This is a genomic window from Pseudomonas sp. PF05 (assembly GCF_056521845.1).
In genome coordinates, this window is record NZ_JBWLPW010000002.1 from 560,275 (window position 1) to 576,369 (window position 16,095).

14 protein-coding genes and 1 pseudogene are annotated in these 16,095 nt (G+C 61.8%); 11 read left to right on the forward strand and 4 right to left on the reverse strand.

Going from position 1 to position 16,095, the window contains the following annotated elements; translation table 11 throughout:
• The first annotated feature begins 2 nt into the window (after positions 1-2).
• Genes AC09SL_RS07570 through phnE (AC09SL_RS07585) form a run of 4 tightly spaced genes read left to right on the forward strand, consistent with a single transcriptional unit; the run spans position 3 to position 3,233 of the window.
• Complete coding sequence (locus AC09SL_RS07570; protein WP_058545431.1) at positions 3-854, forward strand: putative selenate ABC transporter substrate-binding protein; 852 nt, start codon at positions 3-5, stop codon at positions 852-854.
• The gene (locus tag AC09SL_RS07575; RefSeq protein ID WP_058545432.1) at positions 851-1,648 is read left to right on the forward strand and encodes a phosphonate ABC transporter ATP-binding protein; all 798 of its coding nucleotides are present in this window, start codon (positions 851-853) and stop codon (positions 1,646-1,648) included. The genes AC09SL_RS07570 and AC09SL_RS07575 overlap by 4 nt, the downstream gene beginning before the upstream one ends.
• Positions 1,642-2,469 carry a phosphonate ABC transporter, permease protein PhnE gene (gene phnE, locus AC09SL_RS07580; RefSeq protein WP_058545433.1) on the forward strand — a complete coding sequence of 276 codons (828 nt, stop codon included), beginning with the start codon at positions 1,642-1,644 and terminating at the stop codon, positions 2,467-2,469. Before AC09SL_RS07575 ends, phnE (AC09SL_RS07580) begins: the two co-directional genes overlap by 7 nt.
• Positions 2,466-3,233 carry a phosphonate ABC transporter, permease protein PhnE gene (phnE, locus tag AC09SL_RS07585; RefSeq protein WP_058545434.1) on the forward strand — a complete coding sequence of 256 codons (768 nt, stop codon included), beginning with the start codon at positions 2,466-2,468 and terminating at the stop codon, positions 3,231-3,233. Before phnE (AC09SL_RS07580) ends, phnE (AC09SL_RS07585) begins: the two co-directional genes overlap by 4 nt.
• Positions 3,234-3,443: 210 nt before the next feature.
• On the opposite strand, the gene AC09SL_RS07590 is transcribed toward phnE (AC09SL_RS07585), so the two are convergent.
• Positions 3,444-4,367 (reverse strand): LysR family transcriptional regulator, encoded by a 924-nt coding sequence (locus AC09SL_RS07590; RefSeq protein ID WP_058545435.1) that lies wholly within the window; start codon positions 4,365-4,367, stop codon positions 3,444-3,446.
• A 113-nt stretch (positions 4,368-4,480) separates the two neighbouring features.
• On the opposite strand from AC09SL_RS07590, the gene AC09SL_RS07595 reads away from it, so the two are divergent.
• From AC09SL_RS07595 to yghU, 5 genes are all read left to right on the forward strand, one after another.
• On the forward strand, positions 4,481-5,476 hold the full coding sequence (locus tag AC09SL_RS07595) for an aldo/keto reductase (protein ID WP_058545436.1): 996 nt from the start codon (positions 4,481-4,483) through the stop codon (positions 5,474-5,476).
• An 89-nt stretch (positions 5,477-5,565) separates the two neighbouring features.
• Positions 5,566-6,324 carry a substrate-binding periplasmic protein gene (locus tag AC09SL_RS07600; protein WP_058545437.1) on the forward strand — a complete coding sequence of 253 codons (759 nt, stop codon included), beginning with the start codon at positions 5,566-5,568 and terminating at the stop codon, positions 6,322-6,324.
• A gap of 1 nt (position 6,325) precedes the next feature.
• Positions 6,326-7,669 carry a diguanylate cyclase gene (locus AC09SL_RS07605; protein ID WP_058545438.1) on the forward strand — a complete coding sequence of 448 codons (1,344 nt, stop codon included), beginning with the start codon at positions 6,326-6,328 and terminating at the stop codon, positions 7,667-7,669.
• Positions 7,670-7,695: 26 nt separating this feature from the next.
• A complete protein-coding gene (locus AC09SL_RS07610) occupies positions 7,696-8,430 on the forward strand; it encodes a substrate-binding periplasmic protein (protein ID WP_058545439.1) in 735 nt (244 codons plus the stop codon).
• Between the two features lie 43 nt (positions 8,431-8,473).
• Positions 8,474-9,313 carry a glutathione-dependent disulfide-bond oxidoreductase gene (gene yghU / locus AC09SL_RS07615; RefSeq protein ID WP_058545440.1) on the forward strand — a complete coding sequence of 280 codons (840 nt, stop codon included), beginning with the start codon at positions 8,474-8,476 and terminating at the stop codon, positions 9,311-9,313.
• A gap of 25 nt (positions 9,314-9,338) precedes the next feature.
• Here yghU and AC09SL_RS07620 read toward each other — a convergent pair whose 3' ends face one another.
• Positions 9,339-10,865 carry an FAD-dependent monooxygenase gene (locus tag AC09SL_RS07620; RefSeq protein ID WP_058545441.1) on the reverse strand — a complete coding sequence of 509 codons (1,527 nt, stop codon included), beginning with the start codon at positions 10,863-10,865 and terminating at the stop codon, positions 9,339-9,341.
• Positions 10,866-11,079: 214 nt separating this feature from the next.
• Entirely contained in the window at positions 11,080-12,333 is a 1,254-nt protein-coding gene (locus tag AC09SL_RS07625) for a hypothetical protein (RefSeq protein ID WP_226921110.1), read from the reverse strand.
• Positions 12,334-12,526: 193 nt separating this feature from the next.
• Between AC09SL_RS07625 and AC09SL_RS07630 the strand changes: the two are divergent.
• Positions 12,527-13,681: pseudogene (locus AC09SL_RS07630) on the forward strand (FIST signal transduction protein); the annotation flags it as partial.
• A gap of 372 nt (positions 13,682-14,053) precedes the next feature.
• Complete coding sequence (locus AC09SL_RS07635; protein ID WP_223471818.1) at positions 14,054-14,554, forward strand: methyl-accepting chemotaxis protein; 501 nt, start codon at positions 14,054-14,056, stop codon at positions 14,552-14,554.
• Between the two features lie 53 nt (positions 14,555-14,607).
• Here AC09SL_RS07635 and AC09SL_RS07640 read toward each other — a convergent pair whose 3' ends face one another.
• Complete coding sequence (locus AC09SL_RS07640) at positions 14,608-16,029, reverse strand: diaminobutyrate--2-oxoglutarate transaminase (protein WP_081264404.1); 1,422 nt, start codon at positions 16,027-16,029, stop codon at positions 14,608-14,610.
• Positions 16,030-16,095 lie beyond the last annotated feature (66 nt).

The window sequence follows — 16,095 nt, forward strand, 5'->3', positions numbered from 1 at the left end:
CCATGCTCAAGCGTTCCCTGGCATTGGCCGTCGGCGTTACCCTGTCTTTTTCCAGCTTGCTGAGCCAGGCCGCCGACACCTTGAAAGTCAGTGCGATTCCCGATGAGGCCCCGACCGAACTGCTGCGCAAGTTCAAGCCGCTGGGTGCCTACCTGGAACAGCAAACCGGCATGAAAGTCGAGTTCGTACCCGTCAGCGACTACCCCGCCGTGGTCGAGGCATTGGCCACCGACCGGATCGACATGGCCTGGCTGGGTGGCTTCACCTTCGTGCAGGCACGCCTGAAAACCGGCAACGCCATCCCCCTCGTCCAGCGTGAACAGGACGCCCAGTTCACCAGTAAATTCATCACCGCCGACCCGGCCGTCAAATCCCTCGCCGACCTCAAGGGCAAGACCTTTGCCTTCGGTTCGGTGTCGTCGACGTCCGGCAGCCTCATGCCGCGCTACTTCATGCTCAAGGACGGTATCAAGCCGGAAAGCTACTTCAGTCGCGTGGGCTACTCGGGCGCCCATGACGCCACCGTCGCCTGGGTCCAGGCCGGCAAGGTGGACGCCGGCGTGCTGAACGCCAGTGTCTGGGAAAAACTGGTCGCTGCCGGCAAGGTCGACACGACCAAGGTCAAGGTCTTCGCCACCACCCCAGCCTACTTCGACTACAACTGGACGGTGCGCGGAACGCTCGACCCAGCGCTGGCGGCCAAGATAAAGGCGGCCTTCCTGGCACTCGACCCGGCCAACCCGAAGGACAAGGAAATCCTCGATCTGCAGGCCGCCAGTCGCTTCATCGAAACCAAGCCTGAGAACTACAAGGGCATCGAGGAAGCCGCACGCGCCGCCGAACTGCTCAAATGACCCTACAACTGACCCAGGTCAGCGTTACCCATGCCAACGGTGTCCAGGCGCTGCGGGGCATCGACCTGCGCATCGGCGCCGGCGAACAGGTCGCTATCATCGGCCCCTCTGGCGCGGGCAAGTCGAGCCTGCTCAACCTGCTGGCCACTGCCCTGCGCCCGGCTCACGGCGAGCTGCAGTTGCTCGGCGAACGCGCCTGGCAACTGTCTGCCCGCCAGCGTCAGCGCCTGCGCGCGCGCATCGGCCTGATCCACCAATCGCCGCCGCTGCCGCCACGTCAACGCGTGGTCACGGCTGTCCTGGCCGGAAAGCTCGGTCAGTGGGGCATCGGCAAAAGCCTGTTGAACCTGCTGCATCCACTGGATATTCCAGGCGCCAGGGCAGCGTTGGCCCGGCTGGACCTGGGCGACAAACTCTTCGCGCAATGCCAGCAGCTGTCCGGCGGACAGCTGCAACGCGTCGGCATTGCCAGGGTGTTGTACCAGGCGCCAGAGGTACTGCTGGCCGATGAACCGGTTTCGGCCATGGACCCGGTATTGGCCCAGCACACGCTTTCGGTGCTTTGCCAGCATGCCCGGGAGCACAACGTCACCCTGGTCGCCAGCCTGCACGCGGTGGAACTGGCCTTGGCACACTTTTCCCGGGTCATCGGCCTGCGCGATGGACAGATCCTGTTCGACCTGCCAACCGACGCGGTAGACCGTCAATTGCTCGATACCCTCTATGCCAACGAACAGCTACAGTCTTCGCCAACGCCCCCTTCTTCCTTGAGCGTGCAGATCCCGCGATGCTGACACGCGATACCCGAGACCCCGCCACCCGCCCGCGCCTGCTGCTCAGCCTGCTGGCCCTTGTGCTGCTGTGGCCGGGCATCCAGTTCAGCGAACTGGACCTTAGCGTGCTGGTGGCGAGCGACAGCCAGAGTGAAATGGGCCGGTTTGTAGCGGCCTTCTGGCCTCCCGCCCATGGCGACGAATTTGTCGAACTGCTGTGGCAAGCCACCTTGCAGACGCTGGCGATCGCCACGGCCGGCATGGCCCTGGCGTTGCTGTTGGCGGTGCCCGCGAGCCTGCTGGCCAGCCGCGCCCTGTCGTTGTCGGCGGCCTCCCGTGCCGGGCACCCGGGCTATTGGGGTCAACTGCTGCGCTGGCCGGTGCGCGGCCTGCTGATCTTCCTGCGCAGCGTCCCGGAAATCGTCTGGGCCTTGCTCTTCGTCCGCGCCGTCGGGCTCGGGCCCACGGCTGGCGTACTGGCGATCGCCATTACCTACAGCGGCATGCTGGGCAAGGTCTACGCGGAAATCTACGAGTCGGTCGACCAGCGTCCGGCCCATGCCCTCTTGCAGTCCGGCAGCAGCCGGCTCACCGCTTTCTGCTATGGGATCCTGCCCAATGTCGCGGCGGAACTGTTGTCGTACACGGTGTATCGCTGGGAATGCGCCATCCGCGCCTCGGTGGTGATGGGCTTCGTCGGTGCCGGGGGCCTGGGTCAGCAAATGGACCTGTCGCTGCGAATGTTCGCCGGCGGTGAAGTGGCCAGCCTGCTGCTGACGTTCCTGGTGCTGGTGTTGCTCGCCGATCAACTCAGCCGCCTGCTGCGCTGGAGGCTGGCATGAATCGGTTGATCAACGCGGTCATTGCCCTGTGCATCGGTGCGGCAGTCGTCGCCTCGTTCGTCTACCTGGGCATCGACCTGGGCGAGCTCGGCGACAGCGGCAACCTGCACCAGATGGGCGCTTATGCGCAGCGTTTTCTCAGCCCGGACCTGAGCCCGGGCCATCTGAAGGCGATCGGCCATGGCGCCCTGGAAACCCTCGCCATGTCGGCCCTTGGCACCCTGCTCGCGGCCGTCTTCGGCCTGCTATTGGCCTTGCCTGCGGCCGGGCGCTTCGGCTGGCCCCTGCAGAGCGCTTCGCGGCTGGTGCTCAATGCCTTGCGCGCGGTTCCAGAACTGGTGTGGGCGGCGCTGATGGTCCTCGCCGCCGGGCTCGGCCCCAATGCCGGCACCCTGGCCTTGGCCCTGCACACCACCGGCGTGCTCGGCCGGCTGTTCGCCGAAGCCCTGGAAAACACCCCCTCCGAACCGGCTGACGCCATCCGCCTGCAAGGTGGCAATGCGGTATTGGCGTTCTGCTACGGCACGCTGCCCAACCTCTTGCCCCAGCTATTGGCCTATATCCTGTACCGCTGGGAAAACAACATCCGCATGGCCAGCGTGCTCGGCTTCGTCGGCGCCGGGGGCTTGGGGCAAATGCTCTACGTCAGCCTCAGCCTGTTCCAGGAAGCCCAGGGCAGCACGGTGATCCTGGCGATGCTGTTGCTGGTTTTGGCAGTCGATACGTTGAGCGGTTGGAGTCGCCAGCGTTGGGTCAAGGCTTGAGATCCTGGGCAAACACCCACCTACTGGCTCTCTGTAGGAGCTGGCGAAGCCTGCGATCTTTTGATCTTGATCTTGATCTTGATCTTGATCTTGATCTTTCGCTTGGGATTCAAGTGTCTTTGGAAAGATCGCAGCCTCGTTGCACTCGACAGCTCCTACACAGCTCCTACACAGCTCCTACGTAGCTCCTGCGTAGCTCCTACGCAGCGCCTACGCCTTCTCCATCAGCGTCCGCTGGGCGTCCGCCTCTTCCTGCAACAGCTCGATCACCCAGTCGATAAACACCCGAACCCTGGGCGACAGCTGTCGATGGGGCGGGTACACCGCTGAGATCGGCCACGTTGGCACGTTGTAATCCTCAAGTACCTGAACCAGCCGGCCCTCGGCCAACTGCTGTTGCACGTGGTAACGCGGCGCCTGGATCAAGCCGAATCCTGCTTCGCAGGCCGTCACATAGGCGTCGGCATTGTTGACGTTCAAGTCACTGGGCAGTTGCATTTCGCGAACCCGCCCCGCCACCTCGAATTCGAACGGAAAGAACCGCCCATTGCCGGACGCAAACCCGATGGCCCGATGCGCCGTCAAATCCTCCAGCCGCCCGGGCGTGCCGGCGCGGGCCAGATAACCAGGGCTGGCGCACGTCAGTTGATGCAGGCGCACGATAGGACGCGCCACCAGCGCCTGGTCGACGACGTTGCCGGCGCGGATTGCACAATCCACACCCTCGCGCTGCAGATGGACCTGGCGGTCGTGAAAGCCGATGTCCAGCTGCAATGCCGGGTAGCGGCGATAGAAATCCGCCAGGCGCGGCACGATCCAGGTGCAACCAAAGGCGATGGGCATGTCCACTTTCAAGGTGCCGCGCGGCTGGCTGCGTTGCGCCGACAACGAACTTTCCAGGTCATCGAGGTCGTCCAGCAACTGGCCACTGCGCTGGTAATACGCTTGGCCATCGAGCGTTGCGCGCACCTGCCGGGTGGTGCGTTGCAACAGTTGCACGCCCAGATGGGCTTCCAACTGCTGGATCAGCAAGCTGACGGTGGCCCGCGGCAGCCCAAGGTCATCGGCCGCCTTGCCAAAACCGCCCAGTTCAACGATGCGCCGGAACACCTGCATGGCCTGTAGTCGGTCCAATCTTGCGCCTCACTATTTAGATATCACGAATAGTTAAACCAATAATCATGGATTTATCCAGGAAACCGCTTGATAGAGACTGCACAGGTCGTTCATTTCCAGGAGCTATCAGCATGAAGACTCGCCAACTCGGCCATCGCGGCCCTCACGTTTCCTCCATCGGCCTGGGCTGCATGGGCATGTCGGATTTCTACACCACAGGCGTTGACGAGCGAGAAGCGATTGCCACGCTGCACCGCGCCGTGGAATTGGGCGTGACGCTGTTCGACACCGCCGACATGTACGGCCCGCATACCAACGAAGAACTGCTCGGACGGGCCCTGCGTGGCAAGCGCGAAAGCCTGTACCTGGCGAGCAAGTTCGGCCTGGTGCGCAGCAGCGATCCCCACGCCCGCGGCGTCAATGGCCGCCCCGACTACGTCCGGCAATCTGTCGATGGCAGCCTCAAGCGCCTCGACACCGATTACCTGGACCTCTACTACCAGCACCGCATCGACCCGCAAGTACCCGTCGAAGAAACCATCGGCGCCATGGCCGAGCTGGTCAAGGCCGGCAAGGTCCGCCACATCGGGATCTCGGAAGCCAGCGCCGAGACCATCCAGCGGGCTCACGCCGTGCATCCCCTGGCGGCGGTACAAAGCGAATACTCGCTGTGGTCCCGCGACCCCGAACACAATGGCGTGCTCGCGACCTGCCAACGCCTGGGCATTGCATTCGTCGCCTACAGCCCCTTGGGCCGGGGCTTTTTGACCGGCGAGCTGAAATCACCGGAGGACTTCGCCGCCGATGACTATCGCCGCTTCAACCCACGCTTCCAGGCCGACAACTTCACTCGCAACCTGGCGCTGGTAGAGCGGGTCAAGGCATTGGCCTTGGACAAGGGCATCAGCGCCTCACAACTGGCCCTGGGTTGGGTGTTGGCCCAGGGTGACCATGTCATCCCGATCCCCGGCACCAAGCAGCGCAAGTACCTGCAAAGCAACGTGGCAGCGGCTTCGGTGGTGGTGAGCGCTGACGACCTGGCGCAACTGGATGGGATTTTCGCAGGCGAAGGTGCAGTGGCGGGCGACCGATACCAGGCGCACACGATGACGCTGTTGAACGGTTGATATTCAAGCAGGCGCCAGCACAGCCGATAACCCTATCAATAATAGCTCCCAGACCTCCGGGTTCTGCCAGTTGCATAGGGTAATGATCGATGGGTTTGCCGCTCAATCGCCTGCTGATGTGGGGCGTCCTGATGTTCCTCGCTGCAAGCGCTTGCGCGGCAGAGGCGCAACTGCGCATCGTGACCGAGGAACTGCCGCCCTACAACATGACGCAGAACGGCCAAATGACCGGCATGAGCACCGAGGTGGTCCGGGCCGTGCTCAAGGAGGTCGGCATGGACGCGCCTATCCAGTCCATGCCGTGGGCCCGCGCCTACGAACTGGCGCTCAATGAAAGCAACGTGTTGATCTATTCGATCGTCCGCACGCCTGCACGCGAATCGCTTTTCCAGTGGGTCGGCAGCATCGGCCCGACGCAGTGGTACCTCTACTCGCTGGCCAACCGGCCGGTGAAACTCGACACGCTGGCCGATGCCCACGGTCACCAGATCGCCACCGTCAACCAGGACGTGGGCGAGCAATACCTGGTCTCGAAGGGCTTTCGCATCGGCGAAGAACTGCAGTCGAGCACCAAGTACGAACACAACTACCGCAAGCTCAAGGTCGATCATGTGGAGCTGTGGATTTCCAATGAGCTCAACGCGTTGTACCTCACGCGCCAGAATGGCGAAGACCCGGACAAGTTGCTGGTCCGCTCGCTGGCGCTGCCCGAGCTGAGCAGCGCCGACGGCTTGAGCATGGCGTTCAGCCGCAACACGCCCGCCGATACGGTGGCGAAGTTCCGTGCTGGCCTGGAGACCATCCGACGCAATGGCGTCTACGATGCCATCCTGCGCAAATGGCTATGACATGGATGCCAATTTTCGTACGGCGTCCTCCTTACAACCACAGACCAAGGCGTTCAGCTCCCTAGGACGCCGCCTGGTGCTGGCAACGCTGTTGTTCTGCCTGCTCTTTACCCTGGCGATGGTCACCTGGCGTACCTGGTTGGCCTGGGAAAACAACCTGGCGGAAATGAATTCGGAGCTGGCCCTGATCGACCAGGTGTTCCAGAACACCCTGGCCCATGCCATTTGGGAACTGGACCGTGAATCCCTCGACCAGCAAATCACCAGCGTCGCCATGGCAGCGCCCGTGGGACGCCTGGTGTTGAACATCCTGCGTCCCGGGCAAGCGCCTGAAGTCATCGAACTCAATCGATACGCCGTCGATCAATCCGGCGTGGTGCCGGTGCTGCACCGCGAGCTCATCGCACAGCCCTACGCCGGGGCCCATGAAAAAGTCGGCGAGCTGACCATCGAAGGCGACAACAACCTGCTTTGGGAACGCCTCTGGGACGAAGCACGCAGCATCGTCATCACCCAGCTCATCCAGTCCTTGCTGCTGGCCGGGTTGATCATGACCGTGTTCAACCGCCTGGTGACCGTGCATGTGGTGCACATCGCCCGGCACCTGGGCGAACTGGTGCCGCAAACCCTCAAGCATCACCTCAAGCTGCAACGGGCGGTGCAGCGCCAGGACGAGCTGAGCCTGCTCGAATTCCAGGTCAATACACTCCAGGACAATCTGCGCGCCCATTTGGAGCGCCAGCACTCGGACGAACTGGCCCTTGCCGCCAGCCGCGACCAAATGGCCGAACTGGTCGAGGCCCGCACCGCAGAATTGAAGGCGGCCAACCAGGCCCTTGAAGCACTGTCACGTCACGATGATTTGACGGGGCTGGCCAACCGTCGCTATTTCGACGAGTTGAAGGACATCGAGTTTCGCCGGGCGATCCGCCACAAGACCCCGCTGGCCGTGCTCATGTGCGATGTGGATTTCTTCAAGATCTACAACGACACCTACGGCCACATGCAAGGCGACCTGTGCTTGAAGGAGATCGCCGAGACCCTGCGCAGCGTGTTCGGCCGCTCTGGCGAACTGACTGCGCGCGTCGGCGGCGAAGAGTTCGTCGTGGTCCTGCCCAACATCGACGCCGCCCAGGCCTGCGAGGCCGCCCAACGTTTTCGTACAAGCCTGGCCGAACGTGAACTGCCCCACAGCGGTTCCAAGGTATCGCCGTTTGTCACTGTAAGCATCGGCGTTGCCGAGCTGGACCCGGAAACCATGGACCATTTCGATCAACTGCTGCAACGCGCCGACCAGGCGCTGTACCGGGCCAAACACCAGGGGCGCGACTGCGTCGCCCTGTAAACCATCGCATGCCATGAGGTCTGTCTATGCACTATCGCCTGATACTCTGCTCGTGCTTGCTCCTCACCTCGATCAGCCTGCAAAGCCACGCCGAGGCGATCGAAGTCGTGACCGAAGATTCCCTCTATGCCTACCAGCGTGATGACAAGGTCGTCGGGCCGGGTATTCGCATCGCCGAAGAAACGTTGAGAGGCGCGCATCTGACCGACTACAGCCTGTCGCTGTACCCGTGGGCCCGGGCCTACGAAAAGGCCCTGCATGAGCCTAACGTGCTGATTTTCCCGTTGGACCGTACCCCGGCCCGCGAGCATTTGTTCAAATGGGTCGGGGAAATACACCGGGTGGCGAGCCGGCTCTACAAGATGCGCGACAGTGAAGGCATCACCGTCAACAACCTCGAGGACGCCAGGCAGTACAGCATCGGCGTGGTGCGAAACGACGCCAAGCAGATCTACCTGCAACAGCGTGGGTTTACCCGGCTGGTCAGCTCGGCCAACAACCACGACAACTTTCAAAAGCTGCTGAATCGCCAGGTCCAGCTGTTGCCGATGCCAGAGAACACCGCGCGCCTGCTGAGCAAGGATGCCCAAGTCGATTTCACTTCCCTGGAAGAGGTCTATACCCTCGACGAGCAACCCCACAGGGTCCACCTGGCGTTCAGCCTGAGCACGCCTGACGAAGTCGTCGCCAAGGCCCAGCGCGCTTTCGATCAGCTCAAGGCTTCCGGTGAAGTGGCGCGGATCATGAACGAACAGCGGTAGACTCTGGGGATCACACCACAAGCAAACGATGAGGTATGTCCCGATGAGCCAAGCGTCCTACGTTCCGCCCAAGGTCTGGAAAAACGACGCCCCGTCTGGCGGCCAGTTCGCCAGCATCAACCGCCCTGTCGCCGGGCCGACCCACGACAAAGCCTTGCCGGTTGGCAAACACCCGTTGCAGCTCTATTCCCTGGCCACGCCCAATGGCGTGAAGGTGACCATCCTGCTGGAGGAACTGCTGGCACAGGGTCATACGGGCGCGGAGTACGACGCCTGGCTGATCCGCATCAGCGAGGGTGACCAGTTCTCCAGCGGTTTTGTCGAGGTCAACCCCAACTCCAAGATCCCGGCCCTGCTGGACCGCAGCGTGGAACCTGCCATCCGTGTGTTCGAGTCCGGTTCGATCCTGCTGTACCTGGCGGAAAAATTCGGCGCCTTCCTGCCCACCGACCCGGCAGGCCGCACCGAAACACTGAACTGGCTGTTCTGGCAGATGGGCTCTGCGCCGTACCTGGGCGGTGGTTTCGGGCATTTCTACGCGTATGCGCCGGAGAAATTCGAATACCCGATCAATCGCTTCACCATGGAGGCCAAGCGTCAACTCGACGTACTGGATCGCCGCCTTGGCGAAAGCCAATACCTGGCAGGCGATGACTACACCATCGCCGACATTGCAGTCTGGCCCTGGTATGGCCAACTGGTGCGTAACAACGTGTACGGCGCCGCCGAATTCCTGAGTGCTCACGAGTACACCCATGTGCAGCGCTGGGCCGAAGAGATCGCCAAGCGACCGGCCGTCCAGCGCGGGCAGCGGGTCAACCGCACGTGGGGGGATGAAGCGAGCCAGGTGCCGGAGCGGCATGAGGCTGGGGATCTGGGCTGAGGGCGAATCGCCAAACCTGGCGCGCTCAAGCCGGCAGCGTCAGGCCCCGGTCGCTGAAATACCGGCTCAACGTTGCCGCAGACGCTTGGGGATCCGCCAGGGCGACGTAGGTATCGGGACGCAGCAGATACGCGGCGTCCCGACACAACCCGGCTTTGTGATGCTCATCCTGCCAGGTGAACGTGTGCAGGGGGATCTGGTGCTGGCGGCTCCAGTCTTGCAGCTCCGCCCGGGCCTCACCGTAGACATGCACCTGCCAGCCGATGGATGCGAGCGGTTCGTAGTTGTCGGCGCCCGGCACCGGCACCCAGGGCAAACGGTCACCGCCCAGCACGTCACCCGCCTTGCCGGCACTCAACGGGCTCTGGTGATAATTCAAGGTGGTTTGGGACACTATCCGGAACAGGTACTCGCGCACGTTCTCGCTTTTATAGGCAACGCTGGCAAAAAGCGGTGCGATGCGCGTGCGCACGAAGTCGGCAAAATTGCCTTGGGCGGTTGCAAAGGTGAACAGCCGGTCCGTCGTTTCCACCAGTTTTTGCGCAAACGCCTGGCGTTCGGCCTGGTAGCTGTCGAGTAACGTGTCGGGGGCCTGTCCCTTCACGACCGACGCCAGTTTCCAGGCCAGATTGATCGCGTCCAGGATGCCGGTGTTCATGCCTTGACCACCGGCCGGGCTGTGGACGTGCGCAGCGTCTCCCAGCAAAAACGCCCTGCCCCAGCGGAACTGATCCGTGACGCGATGATGGACCCGGTAAGTGGAAAACCAATTCACATGACTGATCCTGATGTTCAGGCCGTTGATCGCGTCATGGCCAACGTCCTCGAACGTCAGCGTCTCTGGATGTTCTGCACGCTCATCACGAACCGTCCCGATCAGGCGATATTGATCCGTTTCGCCATAGAAAAACGCCAACACGAATTCGGATTTATCAAAAGCGACATGGGCCTCATCCGCAGGCTCGAAACCGCTGGCAGACACGTCCGCCACGTAGAACAACTGCTTATAGGTGCCGCCCTCGAAACCGCTTCCCACCTGATGACGCACGAGCGAATGCGCGCCATCGCATCCTGCGAGGTAAGCGGCCGTCAGCGTTTCTTCGCGACCATCGGCGTGTTTCAAGCGCGCGGCAACGTGGTCGCCACGGTCCTCGAAGGACAGCAGTTCGGTCTGCCGCTCGACTTCGACGCCCAGGGCCTGAAGCTGCTCGACCAACAGCCGCTCATGACGATCCTGGGGGTATATGAGGACAAAAGGATAAGGCGATACATCCCCGCCAGCGTCCACCAGAGGAATCCGCGCCTTGCGTTTCCCCCGGGCCCACAGGTTCATGGCTGGGGTTTTGTACCCGGCCTCGATGACCGCACCGGCCATGCCGAGCTGGCGATACAGCTCAAGTGTGCGGGCCTGGACGGCCATGGCCCGCGAGGTTTCCCCCGGCCCGCGGCTCTTGTCGACAATCCTGACAGCAAGCCCCTGCCGGGTCAGCCATAAAGCCAGGACCAATCCAGTAGGGCCGGCTCCCACAACGAGAATGTCCGTTTGCGCCATGATCGTGCCCCTGGAGGAGTGATGACTCTGGAGGCACTTAATGATGGTCGAGGAAGGCCGAATGTCAACGGACGGCCGGCGGGCAGGCAAGGCACATCGTTCTGTGGCTACTGTGGGAGCGGGCTTGCTCGCGAAGGCGGTGGATCAGCTTGCACCGATGCTGAATATGCCGACGTCAATGCGAGCAAGCTCCCACCCGTTTTTCATCAGGTGTTCAGCGGTTGGCCTGCAGCTTATATCCATCACCCGCCGACGCCGGAGTCGTTTCATTGGCCAGCGCAAAAACACACTCATCCAGATATGGCCTGACATCCGCCCATTTCCTGCGATCGGCGATAAATCCCCTCAGTTTCTTGCCCGCATCCACGACATCCGGTTCATGGCCCATCAACATGATCCTGGCCACTGAACTGGCGTCATCGTCCTTGTGCTTGGCATGATCCTGCCGGGCATAAGAATGAAACTCTTCGATCCGCCCCAGCACAGCGTCGGCACCGCCCATGCACTTGTCACCCAGTACCTCTTCACGCCGCTGCGCATGCCCCCCGGCGAAACTGTCCTGGACAAGGTGAAGCAAGCTGCCAAACGCCACCTGGTTCACATTCGCCCGCAGCCATGGACGCCCGACCGCAAAAAGATCCTGTACGGTCTGCCCGTTATTGAAATGCTGTTCCCAACCTTCGATCTTGATGTCTTTCAAATAGGTATTGATGGGATAGGTTCCATCGGCAACACCCCAGGCAAACTCGGCCCACATCATGATTTCACGCTTGGTCTGCTCCGGCGTGGCGCCCTCTTGGGAAGCCATTGCATGCAAGAACTGCAGGTCGCCGAAATGCGAACGAGAAATGTAGTTCCCCGCCCCCATGAACGCCATCGGCTCAGAAGCACTTTTGCCCTCCGCTTTCTCGAAGAGATTTACCCAGCACCGAGTCTGCGAGATAAAGCCAACCGAATAACGTCCATTGCAGCCCTTGGTCTTGGCATCTTCCGCACCCGGCATGAACACCGGATCATCGTTCCAGCGAACCCCGGCAATGATGTAGGCGCCGGCATTTTCCAGATTGGGGTTGCTGCAATCCTGCCAGTCCCCGTCGCACCCATAGATCTTCTGCGTCAGCGCCTCATGGGCAGGATCGGAAAAATTATGCAGCGCAAAGCTGGCGAACGGCACCGTCGCCTTATAGGACACCCCGTACTTCTTGGCCATCTCCCGCTCAGCCAAGGTGCCATCCGGCGAGAGCTGAAAAGCGTTGGCCTGGCCGATGCAACCTAACAAAACACCCCAGGCAAATCCGGACATGGCTTTGTATGTATTCATGGATTGTCTCTGCAAAGGGCGATGACGGGCAGGTTCTCGTCTCGCACCTGAGGTTGTGGTGGGCGGAGTAAATGGCAAGACGCCATCGTCGATAGCATAGCGGGTGTCGCTTTGCCGTCCAGGCGTCATGGAGTTGATTTTTTTCATAGGCTTCTCCTGAGGCCTATACGAAAGTCGCTGATCAACAGGCGGAGTGAACCCCAACCAAAAGCCCCTGTGTGTGGCCCCCGCAAATAGCACAAGCTCACGCCCATACAAGCCCCCAGCCGTGACCGCGACAGAGAAAGAACTCCGCCCGCATACCTCGTACGCGTCTCGTCGCGCTCAACCGAGTCCAGCCATGAACCTACTGAACCTCTTCAACACAGCCCAAGCCCGCACTCAAGGGGCTGTCAGCGTGGCCTGCACCTCTGCTGAACTGGACCAGGCGCTGGCCAACGTACGTATCACCCCAGTGTTGGTCACCGGGTTCGTCTCCCCGCACCTGGACATCGACCAGGTCGCCGCCAAGGTCAAGAAGCGCTTTGCCCACTGCGCCATCAGCCTGTGCACGACGTCAGGTGAGTTGTGCAACGATGCGAACACGCTGTATTGCCAGACCGGCGAGACCTGGGATCGGGTGGTGCTGCAGCTGTTTGATGCCAGTGTGATTGTGTCGGCCGAGGTGGTGATGGTGCCGCTGGAGTGCGAGGACATTCGCGGTGGCGGCAAGCGCTTGGCCATGCGTGAGCGAATCGCCAGGTTGGTGACTAACATCAAGCAGGCGCAAGTGAGCACGCCGATTGACCATCGCGATACCTTGGCCTACGTGGTGTTCGATGGTCTTTCGGCTTCCGAGTCGTTCTTTATGGAGGCGCTCTATGAGTCGGGACGTTTTCCGTGCCTGTTCGTCGGCGGCTCGGCCGGTGGCAAGGCGGACTTCAAAAAGACCCTCATCAGTGATGGGCAGCGCAGTTATCAGAACCACGCGCAGATTGTCTTTCTGAAAACCGCGGCGGATGTGCGCTTCGGAGTGTTCAAGAGTCAGAACTTCCAACCGGCTGGGCTGACGTTCAGCGTGCTGACCGCGTCGGTCGAGGACCGCACCATCGACCAGGTCATCGACAGCCGGGGGAACATCAAGAGCATGGTCCAGGCATTGTGCGATGCATTCGAGTGCAGTGCCCAGGCGCTGGAAAAGAAGCTGGCCGATTATTCATTCGCCATTCGCGTGGGCGATGAACTGTTCGTGCGCTCCATTGCCCGTATCGACTATCAGCAGCAGATCATCCAGTTGTTCTGCGACGTGGCGCCCGGCGAAGAGCTGGTGATGGTCAAGCGCACGCCCCTTCGCGAGGCGACCCGACTCGACTACGAGAAATTCCTCAAGGGCAAAGGCGGTCGTCCGGTGGCCGCTATTCTCAACGACTGCATCCTGCGCCGGCTCAACAACAGCAGCGACCTGGGCAGCATGGCCGGTATTTTCGGGGATGTGCCTCTGGCCGGTTTCTCGACGTTTGGTGAAATCCTCGGTTTGAACCTTAACCAGACACTCACGGCGATTTTCTTCTTCAGGGTCAACAAGGGCGCCCGTTTTGTCGATGAGTACGTCGACAACTTCATCGCTCACTACGGCGAGTTCAAGGCGTTTTTCCTGCGCCGCCAGATCAAGAAGCTGGCGGGCCTGAACCATGTCGTGGTCAAGCAGATCATGGCGTTCAAGATGAATGACTTCAGCAGCGCCCTGGACACGCGCGGCCTGGACAACACCATCCTGCCGGTGTTTGACGGCCTGACAGACCTGGGTCAGGTATTGGCCCAGGCCAGCCAGCAGCAAGCGCTGATGGCGACGCAAATCAAGCACTACTCTGGCGAACTGCACCTGTCGATGGATGACCTGACGGGCACGATCGACCGGCAAAACAGCGTCGCCGAGCAGGCCGGTACGACCGTCGAACAGCTTGCCACCCAAGCGGGTGAAGCAGTGGTCGGCGCCCGTGCGCTCGCCAGTTCGAGCTTGCGTATTCAGTCGATCGTACAGGTCATCCAGCAAATCGCCGGGCAGACCAACCTGTTGGCCCTTAACGCGGCCATCGAAGCAGCGCGGGCCGGTGAGATGGGCAGAGGGTTTGCGGTGGTGGCTGATGAGGTCCGCAAGCTCGCGGAAATCACCCGCAAGAATGCCGCGGAAATCGGCGTGGACATTGACCTGCTCTCGACGGAGATCCAAGGCGTCGCCCAACAGATCGAAGACCAGTCCGTCGCCGTCAGCGCCCTGCGCGAGATGCTCGATGCCCTGGAAGACTCGAGCCGCACCACCGAAGGCACGGCACAACGCACGAAGGCTATCGCGGACACCTTGACCGGGCTGACTCACGCCAGTGCTTGAGTAGCTGTCACAGGGTTTGGTGTTGTGTCCGGATGCGGTCCGGACCTGGATGATCAGCCTGCGGGGCGCTCGTTGATTGTGCTCGCGGCCTGGAACAGGATTTTTGCGACGAAATCGATTTCCTGTTCGGTGATGATCAGCGGCGGCAGGAAGCGTACGGTTGCGCCGTGGCGTCCGCCCAGTTCAACGATCAAGCCGTGCTTCAGGCAAGCCTGCTGGAACGCCTTGGCCCGGGCCGTGTCCACGGGCGGATGGCCCTGTACGTCTGGGGTGCCTTGCGGGTCGACGATTTCCATGCCGAGCATCAGGCCGCGCCCACGCACATCGCCGATCCAGGCGAACTCGTTTTGCAGCGCCTGCAATTGTTTTTGCAGGTGGGCGCCCACCGTTTCGGCGTGCTGGACCAGACCTTGATCGCGGATAAAACGCAAGGTCGCGGTACCCGCCGCCATCGCCAGTTGATTGCCGCGGAACGTGCCGGCGTGGGCACCCGGCTGCCAGACGTCCAGCGACTCGTGGTAGACCATCACCGACAACGGCAACCCGCCACCGATGGCCTTGGACAGGGTGATGACATCCGGCGTGATGCCCGATTGCTCGAAGCCGAACATCCGCCCGCTGCGGGCAATGCCGCACTGGATCTCGTCGACGATCAGCGGAATGCCGTGGGCCTGGGTCAACCGGCGCAGTTCCTGTAGCCAGCGGTCCGGCGCGGCAATCACCCCGCCCTCGCCCTGGATCGACTCCAGGATCATTGCCGCCGGTGCGGTCACCCCGCTTTCCGGGTCGTTGAGCAAGTGCTCGAGGTAGCGCACGTTCAACGTGACCGCCTGATCGCCGGCCACCCCGAACGGGCAACGATAATCGTGGGGGAACGGCAGGCGCTGCACGCCTGGCATCAACGCGCCGAGGGCATTCTTCGGCGACAGGTTGCCGCTGATGGCCAGCGTGCCCAGGGTCATACCGTGATAGGCCCCTTCGAACGCCAGGACCGAATGCCGCCCCGTGGCGGTACGGGTCAACTTGAGGGCGGCTTCCACCGCATCGGCCCCGCTCGGGCCGCAGAACTGGATGCGTGCATGGCGAGCGAACTCGCTGGGCAGGCAAGCGAAAATCTCTTGGACGAAGGCGTCCTTTACAGGTGTCATGAGGTCCAGGGTATGCATCGGCACACCAGCCGCCATGACCTGGGTGATGGCTTCGATGATCACCGGATGGTTGTGCCCCAACGCGAGGGTCCCGGCACCGGCCAGGCAATCGACGAACACTTGCCCTCGGCTGTCCTGCACATAAATGCCATGGGCCCTTTCAAGCACCAGGGGAATGCGTCGCGGGTAACTGCGGGCGTTGGATTCCTGCTGTTGCTGACGTTCCAGCAGCGGTGTCGAATCGAGGCAGTAAGGATTCGACAGACCGGTGTGCAACAGGCGTAGCTGTTGCGCGCCACCCGCTGTGGCATTCGAAAAAGCACTCATGATTTCCTCCATGGAGGCTGGGTTTGGAAGGGAACAAACAGCCTGGAAACAAACATCCGAAACGTT